The organism is Citrobacter sp. Cpo148 (genome assembly GCF_030332375.1).
In the GTDB taxonomy this organism is placed as follows: domain Bacteria; phylum Pseudomonadota; class Gammaproteobacteria; order Enterobacterales; family Enterobacteriaceae; genus Citrobacter; species Citrobacter portucalensis.
In genome coordinates, this window is sequence record NZ_JAOWHY010000050.1 from 70031 (window position 1) to 91302 (window position 21272).

14 protein-coding genes and 1 pseudogene are annotated in these 21272 nt (G+C 54.3%); 10 read left to right on the forward strand and 5 right to left on the reverse strand.

The window, feature by feature from the left end; translation table 11 throughout:
* Positions 1-274: 274 nt before the first annotated feature.
* Together envZ and ompR are read right to left on the reverse strand one after the other, a co-directional pair.
* Entirely contained in the window at positions 275-1627 is a 1353-nt protein-coding gene (envZ, locus tag OGY10_RS21695) for a two-component system sensor histidine kinase EnvZ (RefSeq protein WP_003827658.1), read from the reverse strand.
* Positions 1624-2343, reverse strand: coding sequence for an osmolarity response regulator transcription factor OmpR (ompR, locus tag OGY10_RS21700; protein WP_001157751.1), 720 nt, complete (start codon positions 2341-2343; stop codon positions 1624-1626). Before ompR ends, envZ begins: the two co-directional genes overlap by 4 nt.
* Before the next feature lie 225 nt (positions 2344-2568).
* Here ompR and greB point away from each other — a divergent pair, with 225 nt between their 5' ends.
* The 6 genes and pseudogenes from greB to OGY10_RS21730 form a co-directional block, all read left to right on the forward strand.
* Entirely contained in the window at positions 2569-3042 is a 474-nt protein-coding gene (gene greB, locus OGY10_RS21705; protein WP_003023524.1) for a transcription elongation factor GreB, read from the forward strand.
* Positions 3043-3140: 98 nt separating this feature from the next.
* Complete coding sequence (locus OGY10_RS21710; protein ID WP_191226707.1) at positions 3141-5474, forward strand: Tex family protein; 2334 nt, start codon at positions 3141-3143, stop codon at positions 5472-5474.
* 432 nt (positions 5475-5906) lie between these two features.
* Positions 5907-6134 (forward strand): ferrous iron transporter A, encoded by a 228-nt coding sequence (gene feoA / locus OGY10_RS21715; protein ID WP_003023519.1) that lies wholly within the window; start codon positions 5907-5909, stop codon positions 6132-6134.
* Positions 6135-6152: 18 nt separating this feature from the next.
* Complete coding sequence (gene feoB / locus OGY10_RS21720; protein ID WP_003827652.1) at positions 6153-8471, forward strand: Fe(2+) transporter permease subunit FeoB; 2319 nt, start codon at positions 6153-6155, stop codon at positions 8469-8471.
* Positions 8472-8482: 11 nt separating this feature from the next.
* Entirely contained in the window at positions 8483-8719 is a 237-nt protein-coding gene (gene feoC / locus OGY10_RS21725; protein ID WP_003023516.1) for a [Fe-S]-dependent transcriptional repressor FeoC, read from the forward strand.
* 233 nt (positions 8720-8952) lie between these two features.
* Positions 8953-9468, forward strand: a pseudogene (locus OGY10_RS21730) (Rpn family recombination-promoting nuclease/putative transposase); the annotation flags it as partial.
* 44 nt (positions 9469-9512) lie between these two features.
* Here OGY10_RS21730 and bioH read toward each other — a convergent pair.
* Positions 9513-10283 (reverse strand): pimeloyl-ACP methyl ester esterase BioH, encoded by a 771-nt coding sequence (bioH, locus tag OGY10_RS21735; protein ID WP_191226706.1) that lies wholly within the window; start codon positions 10281-10283, stop codon positions 9513-9515.
* Between the two features lie 37 nt (positions 10284-10320).
* Here bioH and gntX point away from each other — a divergent pair, with 37 nt between their 5' ends.
* The 3 genes from gntX to gntT all read left to right on the forward strand — a co-directional run bounded on the left by gntX (position 10321) and on the right by gntT (position 13334).
* Positions 10321-11004, forward strand: a complete 684-nt coding sequence (gntX, locus tag OGY10_RS21740) for a DNA utilization protein GntX (RefSeq protein WP_008786337.1) — start codon at positions 10321-10323, stop codon at positions 11002-11004.
* Positions 11005-11062: 58 nt separating this feature from the next.
* Entirely contained in the window at positions 11063-11638 is a 576-nt protein-coding gene (gene nfuA / locus OGY10_RS21745; protein WP_003023509.1) for a Fe-S biogenesis protein NfuA, read from the forward strand.
* Between the two features lie 379 nt (positions 11639-12017).
* Positions 12018-13334, forward strand: a complete 1317-nt coding sequence (gene gntT / locus OGY10_RS21750) for a gluconate transporter (protein ID WP_003023507.1) — start codon at positions 12018-12020, stop codon at positions 13332-13334.
* A gap of 87 nt (positions 13335-13421) precedes the next feature.
* Here gntT and malQ read toward each other — a convergent pair whose 3' ends face one another.
* Both malQ and malP read right to left on the reverse strand, forming a co-directional pair.
* Complete coding sequence (gene malQ, locus OGY10_RS21755) at positions 13422-15509, reverse strand: 4-alpha-glucanotransferase (RefSeq protein WP_191226705.1); 2088 nt, start codon at positions 15507-15509, stop codon at positions 13422-13424.
* Positions 15510-15518: 9 nt separating this feature from the next.
* Positions 15519-17912: a maltodextrin phosphorylase gene (gene malP / locus OGY10_RS21760; RefSeq protein WP_191226704.1), complete on the reverse strand. Its 2394-nt coding sequence runs from the start codon at positions 17910-17912 to the stop codon at positions 15519-15521.
* A gap of 618 nt (positions 17913-18530) precedes the next feature.
* Here malP and malT point away from each other — a divergent pair.
* Positions 18531-21236: an HTH-type transcriptional regulator MalT gene (gene malT / locus OGY10_RS21765; RefSeq protein ID WP_003827634.1), complete on the forward strand. Its 2706-nt coding sequence runs from the start codon at positions 18531-18533 to the stop codon at positions 21234-21236.
* The last annotated feature ends 36 nt before the right edge of the window (positions 21237-21272 follow it).

The following is a 21272-nucleotide window of genomic DNA, read 5'->3' on the forward strand; positions in this document are numbered from 1 at the left end:
GCAGGGATGCGGGCAGAGGGGATGGCCTGCATGGATGCAGGCTCGGCCCCGACCCGACAGGCAGACGGCATAAGACGAATAACTCGCGCAGCGACGATTTTCCCGCCGGGAGCCTGGGTTGCAAGGGAGGCGGCGGTGAGCCTTCCTTGCACGTTCACGGGCATCAGCGCTTCAGAGAAATGACATCGCTGAGGTGAACGGAACCCTGAGCAAGAATCACATGTTCACCATACATGCTTAACTGACGAGCATTAAGGCATTTCGCCTCTCTTTGTTATGCGTCTTTCGTGTTGCCCGGCGCGCGAGTGAAGGGAACCGGAAGCCATGCACGAATCGACAGCCCACCGCGTTCACTGGTACCAATCTCCAGCATACCGTTATGGTTATCAATAATACGCTGCACAATCGCCAGCCCCAGGCCCGTGCCGCTGGTACTGCGCGCGCTGTCGCCGCGGACAAACGGCTGGAACAGGTGCTTACGCTGCTCCGGCTTGATGCCCGGACCATCATCTTCTACCTGGAACCAGGCGCGATGCTGCTCCATTCCGCTACTGACCTTAATCCAGCCGTTGCCGTAGCGGGCGGCGTTGACCACCATATTGGCAACCGCACGCTTGATCGACAGCGGGTGCATCTTCACCTGAATGCTGCCCGGCAGCAGCGCAGTTTCGATTTCACGTTCGTAGCCGCTTTCTGCCGCAACCACTTCACCCAGCACCGAGTTCAGATCAGCCATCTCCATTGGCATCTCCTGACCGGTACGCAGGTAATCGATGAACTGCTCGATGATGGCGTTACACTCTTCGATGTCCTTATTGATGGACTCCGCAAGATAACCGTCCTCTTCGCCCATCATTTCCGTCGCCAGACGAATACGCGTCAGCGGGGTACGTAAATCGTGGCTCACGCCTGCCATTAACAGCGTACGGTCATCGGCCAGCTGCTTCACGCCCGCGGCCATATGGTTAAAGGCTCGGGTTACGGAGCGCACCTCTGAAGCGCCATACTCACGCAACGGCGGCGGAATGATACCTTTCCCCACCTGCAGCGCCGCATGTTCAAGATCCACCAATGGCCGGTTCTGGATACGGATAAACAGCCACGCCCCACCGATAGCCAGCAGCATAATCGCTAGCGTATAGCGGAACAGCGGCGAGAAGTCACCCTGATGAATTTCTGTAAGCGGCACGCGTACCCAGATATTGGGCGACAGCCAGGTTTTCAGCCACACGACCGGCGAGCTTTTGTTGACCTCAACGCGGACTTCCGTTGGGCCACCCAGCTGCTGCGCCATCTGATGGCTTAAGAATTCATAGTGTTGCGCCCAACGCAGTCCGGCCTCTTCAGCGGCCTCGTTGGAATAGAGAGAAATACCCAGCTCACGATAAATTTCCCGGCGGAATGCGGGCGGCACCACCAGTTGCGTACCGTCCTCCAGCTGCAGTTTATCGGTCATCAGCATACGAACTTCGTACGCCAGGACCTTATTAAACTGCTGGAGGCTCGGCAGAATCGCGAAGTTCAGCACTACCAGGTATGTCGTCACCAGGCTGGCAAACAGCAAGGTGACGATGAGCAATAACGTGCGGGCAAACGAACTTCGTGGTGAGAAGCGCATTCGCCTCATGCTTTAGAACCGTCCGGAACAAAGACGTAGCCCAAACCCCATACGGTCTGAATGTAGCGTGGATGAGCCGGATCTTCTTCCACCATGCGGCGCAGACGGGAGATCTGGACGTCGATAGAACGTTCCATCGCGGAATATTCACGACCACGGGCGAGGTTCATCAGCTTGTCGCGGGACAGCGGCTCGCGCGGGTGGCTTACCAGCGCTTTCAGTACCGCAAATTCCCCGCTGGTGAGCGGCATCGGCTCATCTTCGCGGAACATTTCACGCGTACCAAGGTTCAGCTTGAACTTACCAAAAGCGATAACCGCTTCTTCCTGAGAAGGTGCGCCCGGCAGTTCATTCGCCTGACGACGCAGAACTGCACGAATACGTGCCAGCAGCTCACGCGGGTTAAACGGTTTCGGGATGTAATCGTCGGCGCCGATTTCCAGCCCTACGATACGGTCAACTTCTTCACCCTTCGCTGTGACCATAATGATCGGCATCGGGTTGCTCTGGCTGCGCAGGCGACGGCAAATAGACAGGCCATCTTCTCCCGGCAGCATTAAATCCAGCACCATCAGGTGAAAGGACTCACGGGTCAGCAGACGATCCATCTGCTCAGCGTTTGCGACGCTTCGAACCTGGAAGCCCTGCTCGGTCAGATAACGCTCCAGAAGCGCACGCAAGCGCATGTCGTCATCGACCACCAGAATCTTATAGTTCTCTTGCATTGTTATTACTCCCAAAGGTTCGCAACAATTAAGTGTATATTCTTAAGAAAGCTAACGTGAGTCACCAGCGAATTCTGGTATGAATTCCAGGCTAAATTGTTACAAAGCATATTAAACAGCAGCTTAAGTATACAATGTTTCTCGCAATACATTATTTATTCTGTTGATATGCTCACGTAATACTAATTGTGCGCATCATCACAGAGTCGAAGGTAAAACAATAAGATGAAAACGCCCCTGATAACCCGTGAAGGGTATGAAAAACTTAAACAAGAGCTGAATTATCTCTGGCGTGAAGAGCGCCCGGAAGTCACCAAAAAAGTTACCTGGGCCGCAAGTCTGGGTGACCGCAGCGAAAATGCCGACTACCAGTATAATAAAAAGCGCCTGCGTGAGATCGACCGCCGCGTCCGTTATTTGACCAAGTGCATGGAGAATCTAAAAATCGTCGATTACTCCCCACAGCAGGAAGGCAAAGTCTTCTTTGGCGCATGGGTTGAGATTGAAAATGACGATGGCGACATCCGCAAATTCCGTATTGTTGGCTACGATGAGATCTTCGGTCGTAAGGATTACATCTCAATCGACTCACCAATGGCGCGGGCGCTATTGAAAAAAGAGGTCGGCGATCTCGCAGTAGTAAACACCCCAGGTGGCGAAGCCAGCTGGTACGTGAATGAGATTGAATACGTGAAGTGAGACCGGAACAATCCGAAGCCCCGGCAGATGGCTGGCATTTTTGCCAGTCAATCCGTATAACTATCCCCTGATTTTTTATCCTATAGACGAAGCTATCCATGATGAATGATTCTTTCTGCCGCATTATCGCAGGTGAAATTCAGGCTCGTGCTGAACAGGTAGAAGCTGCCGTTCGCCTGCTTGACGAAGGGAACACCGTGCCGTTTATCGCACGATATCGTAAGGAAATCACCGGCGGTCTGGACGATACGCAACTGCGTAATCTGGAAACCCGTCTGGGATATCTGCGTGAACTGGAAGACCGCCGTCAGGCAATCCTGAAATCTATCGGCGAGCAAGGCAAACTGACCGACGATCTGGCGAAAGCGATCAACGGCACGTTAAGTAAGACCGAACTCGAAGACCTCTATCTGCCGTACAAACCTAAGCGCCGCACCCGTGGGCAGATCGCCATTGAGGCCGGACTGGAGCCGCTGGCAGACCTGCTGTGGAACGAACCGTCTCACGACCCGGAAACGGAAGCCGCAAAATATCTCAACGCCGAAAACGGCGTGGCGGATACCAAAGCCGCCCTCGACGGCGCGCGCTACATTCTAATGGAGCGCTTCGCTGAAGACGCTGCTCTGCTGGCGAAAGTACGTGATTATTTGTGGAAAAACGCCCACCTGGTCGCCACCGTGGTAAGCGGTAAAGAAGAGGAAGGCGCTAAGTTCCGCGACTACTTTGATCACCACGAACCGATTTCTACCGTGCCATCCCACCGTGCGCTGGCCATGTTCCGTGGCCGTAACGAAGGCGTGTTGCAACTTTCACTGAATGCCGATCCGCAATTCGATGAGCCACCAAAAGAGAGCCATGGCGAGCAGATTATCCGGGATCACCTGGGACTACGCCTGAACAATGCCCCAGCAGACAGCTGGCGTAAAGGCGTGGTTAGCTGGACCTGGCGCATCAAGGTGCTGATGCACCTCGAAACGGAGCTGATGGGTACCGTGCGCGAACGTGCGGAAGATGAAGCTATCAACGTCTTTGCCCGTAACCTGCATGACCTGCTGATGGCCGCTCCGGCCGGGCTGCGCGCCACCATGGGCCTCGATCCAGGTCTGCGTACCGGTGTAAAAGTGGCAGTGGTTGACGGTACCGGCAAGCTGGTCGCGACCGACACCATTTATCCGCATACCGGTCAGGCCGCCAAAGCCGCCGTTGCCGTTGCGGCGCTGTGTGAAAAACACAACGTTGAACTGGTGGCGATTGGTAACGGTACGGCGTCGCGCGAAACCGAGCGTTTCTTCCTCGACGTGCAAAAGCAGTTCCCGCAAGTGACCGCGCAGAAAGTGATCGTCAGTGAAGCCGGCGCGTCGGTTTACTCCGCATCCGAACTGGCGGCGCTGGAGTTCCCGGACCTCGACGTATCTCTGCGCGGTGCGGTGTCTATCGCCCGTCGTCTGCAGGATCCGCTGGCTGAGCTGGTGAAAATCGATCCGAAATCTATCGGCGTGGGCCAGTATCAGCACGACGTAAGCCAGACTCAGTTGGCGCGTAAGCTGGATGCGGTGGTGGAAGACTGCGTGAACGCCGTCGGCGTCGATCTGAATACCGCCTCCGTACCGCTGCTGACCCGTGTTGCTGGTCTGACGCGCATGATGGCGCAGAATATCGTTGCCTGGCGTGATGAGAACGGTCAATTCCAGAACCGTCAGCAACTGTTAAAAGTCAGCCGTCTTGGGCCTAAAGCCTTTGAACAGTGCGCGGGCTTCCTGCGTATCAACCACGGCGATAACCCGCTGGATGCCTCAACCGTTCACCCGGAAGCTTATCCGGTTGTGGAACGCATTCTGGCCGCCACCGAGCAATCGTTGCGTGACCTGATGGGTAACAGCAGCGAACTGCGTAATCTGAAAGCCGCTGATTTTACCGACGAACGCTTCGGGGTGCCGACCGTCACCGACATCATCAAAGAGCTGGAAAAGCCGGGCCGCGATCCGCGTCCTGAATTTAAAACCGCGCAGTTTGCCGATGGTGTAGAAACCATGAACGATCTGCTGCCGGGAATGATTCTGGAAGGGGCAGTCACCAACGTCACCAACTTCGGCGCGTTTGTTGATATCGGCGTTCATCAGGATGGTCTGGTGCATATCTCTTCGCTGTCGAATAAGTTCGTCGAAGATCCGCACACCGTGGTGAAAGCAGGCGACATTGTGAAGGTGAAAGTGCTGGAAGTGGACCTGCAGCGTAAGCGTATCGCGCTGACCATGCGTCTGGACGAGCAGCCGGGTGAAACCAATGCGCGTCGCGGCGGCGGGAATAACGATCGCACTCAGGGCAATCGCCCGGCACCAAAAGCGGCGAAACCGCGTGGCCGTGACGCACAGCCTGCGGGCAACAGCGCGATGATGGATGCGCTGGCTGCGGCAATGGGTAAAAAACGCTAAGTTTAAACCGTGTGCCGGATGGTGGTGTAAACGCCCTGTCCGGCCAGGTTATCACAATTAATTTGTAGGCCGGATAAGGCGCATGAGTGTCGTCATCCGGCATATTTAATCTATGCCCCGCGTTGCACCACAATATATTTATCACTTCATTAACAGATGAAACCTTAATTAAACATTAAGATCCCCAATAATTACTTCCGCGAATCACTCGTTTCCAACCAGAATAAATATTGAGGAATATCAAAATTGGCTCAAATTATTATCTAATTGTACATTCCGTCACACTTATTCTATTGATGATAGAAACCATTCTCATTATCATTGATTTGTTGATTATTTACTCTTTCCTTACGTTGGCTAATCATCTGGTCTCATGCCGCCCTGTCGCCCCATGAGGTTATCATCCAGTTAGCGAGATATAAGTAGGTCCCTATGCAATTCACTCCTGACAGTGCGTGGAAAATTACCGGTTTTGCCCGTGAAATCAGCCCGGCTTATCGTCAGAAACTGTTGTCACTTGGCATGCTACCCGGCTCATCCTTCAACGTGGTACGCGTCGCCCCGCTCGGCGATCCTATTCATATCGAAACGCGTCGCGTAAGTCTGGTATTGCGTAAGAAGGATCTGGCGTTATTAGAAGTGGAAGCGGTTTCCTGTTAATACAGTGAGTCTATAAAAATGAAAAAACTAACCATTGGTTTAATTGGTAATCCTAATTCCGGCAAGACAACCTTATTCAACCAGCTCACCGGCGCGCGCCAGCGTGTAGGCAACTGGGCTGGCGTTACCGTTGAGCGTAAAGAAGGCCATTTCGCCACGACGGACCACCAGGTCACGCTGGTCGATTTACCCGGCACCTATTCTCTGACGACAATCTCATCCCAAACCTCTCTCGATGAGCAGATTGCCTGTCACTATATTTTAAGCGGCGACGCGGATCTCTTGATCAACGTGGTCGATGCTTCAAACCTTGAACGCAACCTCTACCTGACGTTGCAACTGCTTGAGCTGGGTATTCCCTGCATCGTCGCACTGAACATGCTGGATATTGCTGAGAAACAGCAAATCCGTATCGATATCGACGCCCTCTCCGCTCGTCTTGGCTGTCCGGTGGTTCCACTGGTTTCCACCCGCGCCCGCGGCATTGAAGCACTGAAGCTGGCGATCGATCGCTACAAAGAAAACGACACCGTTGAGCTGGTCCATTATGCCCAGCCGCTGCTGCAAGAAGCTGATTCCCTCGCCGACGCAATGGCCAAAGATATGCCGCTTAAACAGCGCCGCTGGCTAGGCCTGCAGATGCTCGAAGGCGATATCTACAGCCGTGCTTACGCCGGTGATGCAGCACAAAACCTTGATGCCGCTGTTGCTCGCCTGAGCGAGACAATGGACGACCCGGCGCTACATATTGCCGATGCACGTTACCAGTGCATTGCCGCTATCTGCGATACCGTCAGTAATACCCTGACGGCAGAGCCGAGCCGTTTCACCACCGCGGTAGATAAAATTATCCTCAACCGCTTCCTCGGTCTGCCGATTTTCCTGTTCGTGATGTACCTGATGTTCCTGCTTGCCATCAACATTGGCGGCGCGCTGCAGCCGTTGTTTGATGTTGGCTCCGTGGCACTCTTTATCCATGGTATTCAGTGGATTGGCTATACGCTGCATTTCCCGGACTGGCTGACCATCTTCCTGGCCCAGGGCCTTGGCGGCGGGATTAACACCGTGCTGCCGCTGGTGCCGCAAATCGGCATGATGTATCTGTTCCTCTCCTTCCTTGAAGACTCCGGCTACATGGCGCGCGCTGCGTTTGTGATGGACCGTCTGATGCAGGCGCTGGGACTGCCGGGCAAATCGTTCGTCCCGCTGATCGTCGGCTTTGGCTGTAACGTACCGTCAGTGATGGGCGCACGTACGCTGGACGCCCCGCGTGAGCGTCTGATGACCATCATGATGGCGCCGTTTATGTCCTGTGGCGCACGTCTGGCGATTTTCGCCGTCTTTGCCGCCGCGTTCTTTGGTCAGAACGGCGCGCTGGCGGTCTTCTCGCTGTACGTACTGGGTATCGTCATGGCGGTGTTGACCGGCCTGATGCTCAAACACACCATCATGCGTGGCGAAGCAACGCCGTTTGTGATGGAACTGCCGGTATATCACGTACCGCACATTAAGAGTCTGATCATTCAAACCTGGCAACGTCTGAAAGGCTTCGTTCTGCGTGCAGGTAAAGTCATCATCATCGTCAGTATTTTCCTCAGCGCGTTTAACAGCTTCTCACTGAGCGGGAAAATCGTCGACAATATCAACGACTCTGCTCTGGCTTCCGTTAGCCGCGTCATTACCCCAGTCTTTAAACCGATTGGTGTTCACGAAGATAACTGGCAGGCAACCGTAGGTCTGTTCACCGGCGCGATGGCGAAAGAAGTGGTTGTCGGTACGCTGAACACGCTCTATACCGCAGAAAACATTCAGGAAGAAGAGTTCAACCCGGCAGATTTCCACCTCGGTGACGAGCTGCTCGGCGCGGTAGATGAAACCTGGCAAAGCCTGAAAGACACTTTCAGCCTGAGCGTGCTGGCTAACCCTATCGAAGCCAGCAAGGGCGACGGTGAAATGGCTACCGGTGCAATGGGCGTGATGGGCGAGAAATTTGGCAGCGCCGCCGCCGCGTACAGCTATCTGATCTTTGTTCTGCTGTATGTACCGTGCATTTCAGTGATGGGCGCTATCGCACGTGAATCCAGCCGTGGCTGGATGAGCTTCTCGATTCTGTGGGGCCTGAATATCGCCTACTCTCTGTCGACGCTGTTTTATCAGACGGTCAGCTACAAAGAGCACCCGACCTACAGCCTGGTGTGCATTTTAGCGGTCATCCTGTTTAACATCGTGTTGCTGGGCCTGCTGCGTCGAGCTCGCAGCCGCGTGGACCTCGCACTGCTGGCAACCAACAGAACGGCGAGTTCCTGCTGTTCCAGCACGACTGGCGATTGCCACTAAGGTTATCGACAATGGCATCGCTTATTCAGGTTCGTGATTTACTGGCTTTGCGGGGGCGCATGGAGGCGACACAAATTAGCCACACGCTGCATACCCCGCAGCCCATGATTGACGCCATGCTGAATCAGTTAGAAAAAATGGGCAAAGCGGTGCGGATTCAGGAAGATGCCGACGGGTGTCTTTCCGGAAGCTGCAAAAGTTGCCCGGAAGGTAAAGCCTGCCTGCGCGAGTGGTGGGCTTTACGCTAATCAGATGCTCTTTGCCGGATGGCGCTACGCTTATCCGGCCTACAAATGATGCAAACGTCCAGGCCGGATAGCGCGTTTACGCTGATATCCGGCTTTTTTGCGTAATGGATTCCACACAGATTTCATTATTTCAGCAAAAAAGATCTATCTTCCAGCCAGCCACGCATCATTATTAATCCGTGGATGATTACTGGTAACCTGGGAAGTAGAGTCTCGTCATCTTTTTTCTCAGGTATAGCACCGCGTTTCCACTGATCGATATCACTGTTGTGCCCGATGACGAGATTATGCAGCATCGCCGGATGGCGCTGTTGGAGCTCATCCAAAAGCATATTCGTAAACGCGATTTGATGGGGCTGGTAGAAAAACTGGCCATCCTGCTTGTTAAAGGACACGCTAATGACAACCAGTTGAAAGCCTTGTTTAATTATTTAATGCAGGCCGGTAACACCACACATTTTGGCGAGTTTCTTCATGAAGTCGCCGAACGTTTACCCCAACATAAGGACAAGTTGATGACTATCGCCGAAAGATTACGACAGGAAGGGCACCTTAATGGTCTTCAGGAAGGCCATAGGAAAGGGTTGCAAGAAGGGTTACAGGAGGGGTTACAAACGGGTCTGCAACAAGGCAAACGAGAGGAAGCATTACGTATTGCATCAACTATGCTGGCTGATGGTATAGACCCACTAACCATCTTCAGAATCACTGGCCTGACCGCTGAGGATCTGGCTACGCGCAGCCATTAATCTCAGGCCCGGCGAGCATGGCACCACCGGGCAACACATCAAATTTATAGTTTCTGTTTTAACGCCACAAGCGCTGCACAGAATTCGGCGGGATGCGAGATAAACGGCGCATGCGCCGCTTTGGCAAACACCAAAGACTCGCTCTGCGGCCACAGTGCATCCAGCATTGGGACGACTTTGCGCGGCACCAGCCCGTCAAGATAGCCGTACAACCGCAGGAAAGGCATTTCCACCGCGCACAGCGGTTCTCGCAGATCGACCGTTTTCAGGATCTCCAGTCCACCATTGAGCACCTCGACGTCCGGCATGGGTAAAGCCAGTACCGTTTTCTTCAGCGCTCGCGCATCCTGACGCGCAGTTTCTGTGCCCATCGTTTGCAATGCCAGAAAACGCTCCACCGTACGCTGGAAATCTTCGCTCAGCTGCTGCTGGAAGCCTGCCAACACCTCTGGCTTGATTCCCGGCCACTCATCCTGCGCGCTAAAGCAAGGAGAAGACGCGACGGTCACCAGCGCCTGAACACGCTCAGGATGCGTTAACGCCACCTGACTCGCGACCAGCCCGCCCAGACTCCAGCCGAGCCAGATAGCTTTCTCCGGTGCCTGTTTCAATACCCGCTCAGCCATCTCTTCCAGCGACATTGCACCGAAACCCTGGCTACGACCAAATCCCGGTAAGTCGACAAGATGCAGCGTAAAATGCGAGCTCAGTTCCTCGCTTATGCAATGCCACACTTGCGCATTCAGTCCCCATCCGTGCAGCAGCACAAGATGGCAATTTCCCGAACCCTGGGTCTGCCACCAGATGTCATTCATCAGTTATTGTTCTCTTTTAGCCTGAAAGGATGCATCTATGCTAACAGTACCGGGATTGTGCTGGCTATGCCGAATGCCCCTGACATTAGGGCATTGGGGGATCTGCTCAGTCTGTACGCGGGCAACGCGTCAACACGCCAGCCTGTGCCCTCAATGTGGACTCCCTGCCGCTCATACCGTCATTCCCTGTGGGCGCTGCCTGCAAAAACCGCCGCCGTGGCAGAGACTGGTTACCGTCAGCGACTATGTTCCGCCGTTGAGCGGGCTTATCCACCAGCTCAAGTTTTCACGACGCAGCGAAACAGCCTCAGCTCTTTCACGTTTGTTGTTGCTGGAGGTACTACAGGCCCGGCGCACCAGCGGCCTTCCTCTACCGGACAGGCTGGTCAGCGTCCCGCTCTGGCAACGCCGACACTGGCGCAGAGGGTTTAATCAGAGCGATTTACTGTGCCGTCCGCTGGCACGCTGGCTGGGTTGCGACTGGGACAGCCGGACCATCTCGCGGGTTCGGGCAACCGCCACACAACACCATCTCAGCGCCCGATTACGTAAACGTAACCTGAAAAATGCCTTTCGCCTTGAATTGCCGGTGCAGGGACTCCATATGGTTATTGTGGATGATGTCGTCACTACCGGAAGTACCGTCGCGGAAATCGCGCAGCTGCTTTTACGCAACGGCGCGGCGACTGTCCAGGTATGGTGCCTGTGTCGAACCTTGTAGAGCCTCGATGATGGGCGTATTATAACCAAGTAAAATAGTCAACTATTAGGCCATTACTATGATCCATATTTCCGATGCTGCACAAGCGCACTTTGCCAAACTGCTGGCAAATCAGGAAGAAGGGACACAAATCCGCGTATTTGTGATTAATCCCGGCACGCCTAACGCTGAATGCGGCGTTTCTTATTGTCCGCCGGACGCCGTGGAAGCAACCGACACCGCCATTAAATTTGACCTGCTGACCGCATATGTTGATGAACTGAGCGCACCGTATCTGGAAGATGCAGAAATCGATTTCGTTACCGACCAGTTAGGCTCCCAGCTGACCCTGAAAGCACCAAACGCCAAAATGCGTAAAGTTGCCGATGATGCGCCGCTGATGGAACGCGTGGAGTACATGCTGCAATCGCAGATCAACCCACAGCTGGCTGGCCACGGTGGTCGTGTCTCTCTGATGGAAATCACCGATGAAGGCTACGCCATTCTGCAGTTTGGCGGCGGCTGTAACGGCTGTTCAATGGTAGATGTAACGCTGAAAGAAGGTATAGAGAAGCAGCTGCTGGCTGAATTCCCTGAACTGAAAGGCGTTCGCGATTTAACCGAACACCAGCGCGGCGAGCACTCTTACTACTAACGCCCGAACCTGTAGAGTATCCGTAGGCCCGATAAGACGCACCCGCGTCGCTATCGGGCATTAATGCCGGGTGGTAGCGTAATCGCGGTCTCCGGCTTACACCCCAACATTTCTTCGCATTTATCCTGCAACAATCCCCCGCATAATTTGACCAGCTTCTCATATTTTAAATTTTGCCTGTCCAGGTGATTTTCAAGCGTAGCATGTTACCCGTATCATTCGTGTCAGCACCTAACACACACATAATAGCCAGTTAAACTGATTAGTTTTGAAGGCAACCAGCATTGGTGCTGAGAATACTCTGTTCCCGGTCGGGACAATCGGAATTTGTCATCTAAACACTGACGTTACCCATAACAAAGTAAAGGCCAGGTAAATCATGCCATTAGTCATCGTTGCTATCGGTGTAATCTTGTTACTCCTCCTGATGATCCGTTTCAAAATGAACGGCTTCATCGCTCTCGTCCTGGTGGCGCTTGCTGTCGGATTGATGCAAGGGATGCCACTGGATAAAGTCATCGGTTCGATTAAAGCCGGCGTCGGCGGAACCCTTGGCAGCCTCGCCCTGATTATGGGTTTTGGCGCCATGCTGGGCAAAATGCTGGCGGACTGCGGCGGCGCACAGCGCATCGCAACCACGCTGATTGCTAAATTCGGCAAAAAACACATTCAGTGGGCAGTGGTATTAACCGGATTCACCGTCGGTTTTGCCCTGTTCTACGAAGTCGGCTTCGTGCTGATGCTGCCGCTGGTATTCACCATTGCTGCCGCTGCTAACATCCCGCTGCTGTACGTTGGTGTGCCGATGGCGGCTGCGCTGTCCGTTACTCACGGCTTCCTGCCACCGCACCCGGGTCCAACCGCTATTGCCACCATTTTCCACGCAGATATGGGTAAAACTCTGCTGTTTGGTACGATTCTGGCAATCCCGACCGTTATTCTCGCCGGTCCGGTATACGCGCGTTTCCTGAAAGGCATCGATAAGCCAATCCCGGAAGGTCTGTACAGCGCAAAAACCTTCACTGAAGAAGAGATGCCAGGCTTTGGCGTCAGCGTCTGGACCTCTCTGGTCCCGGTTATCCTGATGGCAATGCGCGCTGTGGCGGAGATGATTCTGCCGAAAGGTCATGCTTTCCTGACGGTTGCAGAATTCCTCGGTGACCCGGTCATGGCAACGCTGATTGCGGTGCTGATTGCGATGTTCACTTTTGGTCTGAACCGCGGACGTTCGATGGATCAGATTAACGACACGCTGGTGTCCTCAATCAAAATCATCGCGATGATGCTGTTGATCATCGGTGGTGGCGGTGCCTTCAAACAGGTTCTGGTTGATAGCGGCGTGGACAAATACATCGCTTCAATGATGCACGGCTCTAACGTTTCTCCGCTGCTGATGGCATGGTCTATCGCTGCAGTACTGCGTATCGCACTGGGTTCCGCGACCGTTGCAGCGATTACTGCAGGTGGGATTGTGGCACCGCTGATTGCAACGACCGGCGTAAGCCCTGAGCTGATGGTTATTGCGGTTGGTTCCGGTTCCGTCATCTTCTCCCACGTGAACGATCCTGGGTTCTGGCTGTTCAAGGAGTACTTCAACCTGACCATCGGTGAAACCATCAAGTCATGGTCAATGTTGGAAACCATTATCTCCGTCTGCGGTCTGGTAGGGTGTCTGCTGCTGGGTATGGTGGTCTGATAAAACTGAGCCTGATGGCGCTACGCTTATCAGGCCTACGTGCTACGAGCCATCACCATAAAAAAGCCGGGGAAATCCCCGGCTTTCTTACTTCTTCTTCGCGGCCGCTTTTCGCCGCTTATCCAAATCCTTAATCAGCTTATTCACGCCCTCATCGGCAAACATCTGCTCCAGCGTGGCGGTGAGCTTACGCCGCCAGTTTTTGTACTGGTCGCTGGTCCCCGGAATGTTGACCGGCTCAGCCATATCCAGCCAGTCTTCCGGTTGCAGGCCCAGCAGCGCACTGTTGCTGTCAGCGATGTAGCGTTGCATGCCGCGATTCAGAATCGGCGTCATCGACATCAGGGACGCCTTGTGACCGGCACGTTTTGGCAGGCAGCCGTATTTGTGCAGCGCGTCCAGCAGCCCTTGTTTCGCCAGTTCCCGGTCCTGATACAACCCGCGCAGCACGACTTCATCCGGATACAGGCCCAGTGCTTTACCTAGCGTCAGATCGCCGCTATCCCAATAACCTTTAAGCGTAGGAAGGTCATGCGTCGCCGCGACTGCCATTGATTGTTCCGGGTACGCTTTCGGCGCACGGAAGTTTTTCTCATGGTCATTCTCAAAATAAAGCACTTTGTAGGAGTAGACGCCACTGTCACGCAGCTTGCTGACGATCTCCACCGGCACGGTACCCAGATCTTCACCAATCACCATGCAGTGGTGACGTTTACTTTCCAGCGCCAGAATTGAAAGCAAATCATCGACCGGATAATGCACGTAGGCACCGTGATCGGCAGTTTCACCGTAAGGGATCCACCACAGACGCAGCATCGACATGACATGGTCGATACGCAACGCGCCGCAGTTCTGCATATTGGCGCGCAGCAGTTCGATAAACGGTTCGTAGGCGCGTGCCGTGATGATGTGCGGATCCATCGGCGGCAGTCCCCAGTTTTGCCCAAGCGGACCGAGAATATCCGGCGGTGCGCCAACGGAAGCTTTCAGGCAATACAACTCGCGGTCGCACCAGGTTTCCGCCCCGCCTTCGGCCACGCCAACGGCCAGGTCGCGATACAGCCCTATTGGCATTGCAAAGCCCTGGCTGGTTTTCCAGCAGTCAGCAAACTGGGTATACGCCAGCCACTGTAACCACAGGTAGAAATCTACGTCATCACGATGTTCTTCGCAGAAGCGTTTTACCTCTGGCGAGTCCACTGACTGAAAAGCTTCTGGCCACACCGGCCAGCCCCAGCGCAATGCGTCCTCTTTCACCTGATGCGCATGCAGCGCATCAAAGGCCGCCTGCCAGTAGAGGCTATCCCCTTCCTGAGCCACAAACTGGCGAAATGCCGCCATCTGCTCATCATCACGCGCAGAGAAGCTTTTCCACGCCATACGTAGCGCCGTCATCTTCAGTGCGGTAACGGCAGAATAATCAACCCACTCGGCATCGCGCGCGCGTTGCAGAGCTTGCTGAGTCGCGGGTTTCTTCCACCACGCCTGCGCCTCTTTACTCAGACGGAAATCATCTACGGCGTTTACATCAATATAAATAACGTTCAACCTGCGACGCGACGACGGGCTGTACGGGCTGGCACTCTCCGGATTCGCCGGATACAGCGCGTGAATCGGATTAAGCCCGATAAACGCGCCGCCGCGTTGCGCCACATCCACCAGCATGGTGCGGAGATCGCCGAAGTCGCCAATCCCCCAGTTCTTTTCCGATCGCAGGGTGTAGAGCTGAACACATGCGCCCCACAGCTTCTTCCCGGCTAACAACGCCTGCGGTTCATAGCAGCGCTTTGGTGCCACGATGATACGACAATGGGAACGCAGCTCGCCCTGGGTCAGGGTCAACGTGTGATACCCCTCCGGCAGCTTCGCCGGAAGGTTAAAAGATTTACCGCCGACGGCATGCCCTTTGTGCTGCACGCCCTCTTCGGTGGTCAGCAGCCAGTTAAACTCTCCGCTTCCCTCAACCGCCAGCGGCATTTTCTTGCCAGCGGTATAGACCATGACATTCGGCACCGGGGTTACCGCCACCTGAGTGGCAGCGGTGGTGCGATGCATGGCGTCAAGCAAACGCCGTTTGGTTTCGGCGCCAATAGACTGCGGTTTACCGTGGGCATTAATGTAATTGGGGCTGATCCCCGCCGCCAGCGCGGCATTATCCAGACGTTTGCTTTCCATCGCGATTCCTTAACGTTTCGCCTGCCAGATACGAGCCTGATAATCGCGGATGGAGCGATCCGAGCTGAACATGCCGCAACGCGCGGTATTCAGAATCGCCGCCCGGGTCCAGGCATCCTGGTCACGATACAACACGTCAACCTGCTTCTGAGCTTCAACGTAGGCCGCGAAGTCCGCCATCACCAGATACGGGTCGCCGCCCTGCTTGCCGATACTGTGCAGCATCTGGTCAAAGGCATGCTTGTCGCCATCGCTGTATTTCCCGCTTTCCAGCTCTTTCAGGACAGCATCCAGCACTTTGTCTTTTTTACGCCATTTCACCGGGTCGTAGCCTTTGGCTTTGAGCGCCTTCACCTCTTCCACAGTATGACCAAAGATAAAGATATTCTCGTCACCCACCTTCTCGGCGATTTCGACGTTTGCGCCATCCAGCGTACCTACGGTTAACGCACCGTTCAGCGCCAGCTTCATGTTACCGGTGCCGGAAGCCTCTTTCCCTGCGGTTGAAATCTGCTCAGAGATATCCGCCGCCGGGATCAGCATTTCCGCCGCCGAGACACAATAATCCGGCAGGAAGACGACCTTCAGCTTGTCACCGACTTTCGGGTCGTTATTGATGGTTTGTGCAACCTGGTTGATGGCGAAGATGATATTTTTCGCCAGGTAGTAACCCGGAGCAGCTTTTGCGCCAAACAGGAATACGCGCGGCACGCGATCTACCTGCGGGTTCTCACGGATTTCTTTGTACAACGCCAGAATATGCAGCAGATTCAGGTGCTGGCGCTTGTACTCATGAAGACGTTTAATCTGAATATCAAAGATAGCGTTAGTCGTTATTTCAATACCGGTACGCGCTTTAATAAACTTTACCAGACGCTCTTTGTTCGCCAGCTTGATGTCACGATACTGCTGACGGAACTTCGCATCGTCCGCGTATTTTTCCAGGTTAATCAGCTGGTCGAGGTCGTTAGCCCACTCTTTTTTCAGCGATTTATCCAGCAGTGCGGCAAGCGCCGGGTTGCATTGCTTAATCCAGCGACGCGGAGTAATCCCGTTAGTGACGTTATGGAATTTGTTCGGCCAGAGCTGGTGATATTCCGGGAACAGATCTTTCACCACCAGATCGGAGTGCAGCGCCGCCACGCCGTTGACCGCAAAACCGCTGACCACGCACATATTGGCCATACGCACCTGTTTATTGTGCACCACTGCCAGCTTCGCCCATACTTCAGCATCACCCGGCCAGGTTTTATCAACCAACGTCTTAAAGCGGTCGTTAATTTCTTTGATGATTTGCATGTGGCGCGGCAGGAGTGCTTTCACCAGTTTCTCATCCCAGCACTCTAACGCTTCCGGCATCAGGGTGTGGTTGGTGTAAGCGAAGGTCTTGCTGGTAATCGCCCACGCATCGTCCCAGCTCATCTGGTGCTCATCAATCAGCACGCGCAGCAGTTCAGGGATCGCGATAGTCGGGTGAGTATCGTTAAGTTGAATGACTTCGTAATCAGCCAGTTCGTGCAGCTTACGCCCTGCCAGATGATGGCGGCGCAGAATGTCGGCTACGGAGCAGGCGCACTGGAAGTACTGCTGCATCAGGCGCAGCTTTTTACCCGCGGTGTGGTTATCGTTCGGGTACAGCACTTTCGTCAGTTTTTCAGCGTCGATGCCCTGCTGCTCTGCGCGCAGGAAATCGCCGTCATTAAATTTGGTCAGGTTAAACGGGTGCGCATGGCTGGCCTGCCACAGACGCAGCGGTTGCGCTACGCCGTTACGGTAACCGAGAACCGGCAGATCCCAGGCCTGGCCGGTGATAGTAAACCCTGGCTCCCAGTGCCCTTCTTTGGTGACCTTGCCGCCAATCCCAACCTGCACATCCAGCGCCTCGTTGTGACGGAACCACGGGTAGCTGCCACGATGCCAGTCATCCGGGGCTTCCATTTGTTGGCCATCGGCAAACGACTGACGGAACAGGCCGTACTGGTAGTTGAGGCCATAGCCCGTCGCCGACTGGCCGACTGTCGCCATCGAATCAAGGAAGCAGGCCGCCAGGCGTCCCAATCCACCGTTACCCAACGCCGGATCGATCTCTTCTTCCAGCAGATCAGTCAGGTTGACGTCATGCGCTTTCAGCTCATCGCTCACCGCCTGATACCAGCCGAGGTTGAGTAAATTGTTGCCGGTCAGGCGACCAATCAAAAACTCCATCGAGATGTAGTTAACGTGACGCTGATTTTTTGCCGGTTTCGCCGCAGGCTGGGCGCTGAGTAACTCAGCCAACGCCCCACTCACTGCCTGCCACCACTGGCGCGACGTCATTTCTTGAGCCGACAGTAAACCGAAGCGCTGCCACTGACGCGTCAGGGCAGCCTGAAATTGATCTTTGTTGAAAGTAGGCTGTGACATAGGGGTTCCAGATCCTTAGGTAATAAAACAACGTTATCGCTAGTTTGCCTGGCTCGTTGTTGACATTCCTCATCCTGGCACGGATTAGGGAGGGAGGAGGAGCGGGGATGAGCATAAAAGTGTGATCGTCACCACTTAAAGGGGAGGTAATTGCCCGTAAATTCGCGCAAACCCCGCATAACGCTCTTCGGATGACGCATTAGTAACAAAGGATTAATCGACAATATCAAATAGCGATATGACGATGAGAAACAATGTGTAAATAGGGAAATAGTTTCTAACCTGAAATATCTGTGCCGGATAAGATAGTTCACATAAAACTTTTAAGTCGGCCACAAAATTCGGTGATATTCATTAGCTATTTGAGTAACCATATAAAAAGAGAGGGATTTTTCAACACTGTTAAAATAACGACGGATCCAGTCGCCACGCCTGTTGCGACTCTTTAAAGCATTTATTGCAATAGATGTATAGATTTGTGACATAGTGCAAAATCAGACACACAAAAAGTCCGCTTAGCTTGCATAAAACACCAATCTGGCCGACCTTATATCTATTAATTACGAAGCGCAAAAAAAATCATTCTTCCCTATTTTCACACAGTGAAGTGACTAACTTATGTTGATTCCGTCTAAATTAAGTCGTCCGGTTCGACTCGACCATACGGTGGTTCGTGAGCGCCTGTTGGCTAAACTTTCCGGCGCGAACAATTTCAGGCTTGCCCTGATAACAAGTCCTGCTGGTTATGGAAAAACGACGCTGGTTTCACAATGGGCGGCAGGGAAAAATGATTTAGGCTGGTATTCTCTGGATGAGGGCGATAATCAGCAAGAGCGCTTTGCCAGTTATCTGATCGCCGCTATCCAACAGGCAACCGGTGGACACTGCACCACCAGCGAAGCGATGGTGCAAAAACGTCAGTACGCCAGCCTGACGTCACTGTTTGCCCAGCTATTTATCGAACTGGCCGAGTGGCACCGCCCGCTCTACCTGGTAGTAGATGATTATCATCTGATCTCTAATCCGGCCATTCACGAAGCGATGCGTTTCTTCCTGCGTCATCAGCCTGAGAACCTCACGCTGGTCGTGCTGTCGCGCAACCTGCCGCAGTTGGGTATTGCCAACCTGCGGGTACGCGACCAGCTGCTGGAGATAGGCAGCCAACAGTTAGCCTTTAACCATCAGGAAGCCAAACAATTTTTCGACCGACGTTTGTCCTCCCCCATCGAAGCGGCTGAAAGCAGCCGGATGTGCGATGACGTTGCTGGCTGGGCCACGGCATTACAACTGATCGCCCTTTCCGCCCGCCAGAACAATCACTCCGCGCACCAGTCGGCACGACGCCTCGCGGGGATCAACGCCAGCCATTTGTCCGATTATCTGGTTGATGAAGTGCTGGACAGCGTCGACCTCGGCACCCGTCACTTCCTGCTGAAAAGCGCCATTCTGCGTTCCATGAACGATGCGCTAATCGTCCGCGTTACCGGGGAAGAAAACGGCCAGATGCGGCTGGAAGAAATTGAGCGCCAGGGGTTATTCCTGCAGCGAATGGATGACGTTGGCGAGTGGTTCAGCTATCACCCGCTGTTTGGCAGCTTTTTACGCCAGCGCTGCCAATGGGAGCTGGCGAACGAACTGCCCGAAATACACCGCGCCGCAGCTGAAAGCTGGATGGCGCAAGGCTTCCCCAGCGAAGCTATCCACCACGCGCTGGCGGCCGGCGACGCCCATATGCTGCGCGATATCCTGCTTAATCATGCGTGGGGACTGTTTAACCATAGCGAGCTGACGTTACTGGAAGAGTCGCTGAAAGCCCTGCCGTGGGAAAGCCTGCTGGAAAATCCGCGTCTGGTTCTGTTGCAAGCCTGGCTGATGCAAAGCCAGCACCGCTACGGAGAGGTTAACACCTTGCTGGCGCGCGCAGAGCAGGAAATGAAAGGCGACATGGAGCCAACACTGCACGCCGAATTCAACGCTTTACGGGCGCAGGTAGCGATTAACGACGGCAACCCTGACGAAGCCGAACGCCTGGCGAAACTGGCGCTGGATGAGTTACCCATCGCCTGGTTCTATAGCCGGATCGTCGCTACCTCGGTGCACGGCGAAGTCCTGCACTGTAAGGGCGATCTCACGCGCTCTCTGGCGTTAATGCAGCAAACCGAGCAAATGGCGCGTCATCATGACGTCTGGCATTACGCGCTGTGGAGCCTTATCCAGCAAAGCGAAATTTTGTTTGCCCAGGGCTTTTTACAGGCCGCCTGGGAAACTCAGGAAAAAGCGTTCCAGCTGATCAAAGAACAGCACCTGGAACAGCTGCCGATGCACGAATTCCTGGTACGTATTCGCGCGCAGCTACTGTGGGCATGGGCGCGTCTGGATGAATCAGAAGCTTCTGCCCGTAGCGGTATTGAACTGCTTTCCACTTTCCAGCCGCAGCAACAGCTACAGTGTCTGGCGTTGCTGGTTCAGTGTTCACTGGCACGGGGCGATCTCGATAACGCTCGCAGCCTGCTCAACCGTCTGGAAAACCTGTTGGGCAACGGTCACTATCACAGCGACTGGATCTCCAACGCCGATAAGGTGCGGGTGATTTACTGGCAAATGGTGGGCGACAAAAACTCGGCCGCCAACTGGCTGCGCCACACGCCGAAACCAGAATTCGCCAATAACCACTTCCTGCAAAGCCAGTGGCGCAACATCGCTCGTGCACAAATCCTGCTCGGCGAGTTTGAACCGGCTGAGATTGTGCTGGAAGAGTTGAATGAAAATGCGCGCAACCTGCGCCTGATGAGCGATCTGAACCGCAACCTGTTGCTGCTTAATCAGCTCTACTGGCAGGCAGGGCGCAAAAATGACGCCCAGCGTGTGTTACTCGACGCCCTACAGCTGGCGAACCGTACCGGGTTTATCAGCCACTTTGTTATCGAAGGCGAGGCCATGGCGCAACAACTGCGTCAGCTGATTCAGCTCAATACCTTACCGGAACTCGATCAGCACCGCGCCCAGCGCATTTTGCGTGAGATTAACCAGCACCACCGCCATAAATTTGCCCACTTCGATGAAGGATTCGTTGAGCGTCTGCTTACTCACCCGGAAGTGCCAGAGCTTATCCGCACCAGCCCGCTGACCCAGCGCGAATGGCAGGTTCTGGGACTGATTTATTCAGGCTACAGCAACGAGCAGATCGCCGGTGAGCTCGCCGTCGCGGCAACGACCATCAAGACGCACATCCGCAATTTGTACCAAAAGCTCGGCGTCGCACATCGCCAGGATGCGGTGCAACATGCGCAGAAGCTGCTGAAGATGATGGGGTACGGCGTTTAGTTAATGCCTGATACGCAACGCTTATCAGGCCTGGAA

What these genes read in the sequence shown, in the direction of transcription:
- envZ (WP_003827658.1), bottom strand. Translation starts at nt 1,627, where the DNA reads ATGAGGCGAATGCGCTTCTCACCACGAAGTTCGTTTGCCCGCACGTTA.
- ompR (WP_001157751.1), bottom strand. Translation starts at nt 2,343, where the DNA reads ATGCAAGAGAACTATAAGATTCTGGTGGTCGATGACGACATGCGCTTG.
- greB (WP_003023524.1), top strand. Translation starts at nt 2,569, where the DNA reads ATGAAAACGCCCCTGATAACCCGTGAAGGGTATGAAAAACTTAAACAA.
- OGY10_RS21710 (WP_191226707.1), top strand. Translation starts at nt 3,141, where the DNA reads ATGATGAATGATTCTTTCTGCCGCATTATCGCAGGTGAAATTCAGGCT.
- feoA (WP_003023519.1), top strand. Translation starts at nt 5,907, where the DNA reads ATGCAATTCACTCCTGACAGTGCGTGGAAAATTACCGGTTTTGCCCGT.
- feoB (WP_003827652.1), top strand. Translation starts at nt 6,153, where the DNA reads ATGAAAAAACTAACCATTGGTTTAATTGGTAATCCTAATTCCGGCAAG.
- feoC (WP_003023516.1), top strand. Translation starts at nt 8,483, where the DNA reads ATGGCATCGCTTATTCAGGTTCGTGATTTACTGGCTTTGCGGGGGCGC.
- bioH (WP_191226706.1), bottom strand. Translation starts at nt 10,283, where the DNA reads ATGAATGACATCTGGTGGCAGACCCAGGGTTCGGGAAATTGCCATCTT.
- gntX (WP_008786337.1), top strand. Translation starts at nt 10,321, where the DNA reads ATGCTAACAGTACCGGGATTGTGCTGGCTATGCCGAATGCCCCTGACA.
- nfuA (WP_003023509.1), top strand. Translation starts at nt 11,063, where the DNA reads ATGATCCATATTTCCGATGCTGCACAAGCGCACTTTGCCAAACTGCTG.
- gntT (WP_003023507.1), top strand. Translation starts at nt 12,018, where the DNA reads ATGCCATTAGTCATCGTTGCTATCGGTGTAATCTTGTTACTCCTCCTG.
- malQ (WP_191226705.1), bottom strand. Translation starts at nt 15,509, where the DNA reads ATGGAAAGCAAACGTCTGGATAATGCCGCGCTGGCGGCGGGGATCAGC.
- malP (WP_191226704.1), bottom strand. Translation starts at nt 17,912, where the DNA reads ATGTCACAGCCTACTTTCAACAAAGATCAATTTCAGGCTGCCCTGACG.
- malT (WP_003827634.1), top strand. Translation starts at nt 18,531, where the DNA reads ATGTTGATTCCGTCTAAATTAAGTCGTCCGGTTCGACTCGACCATACG.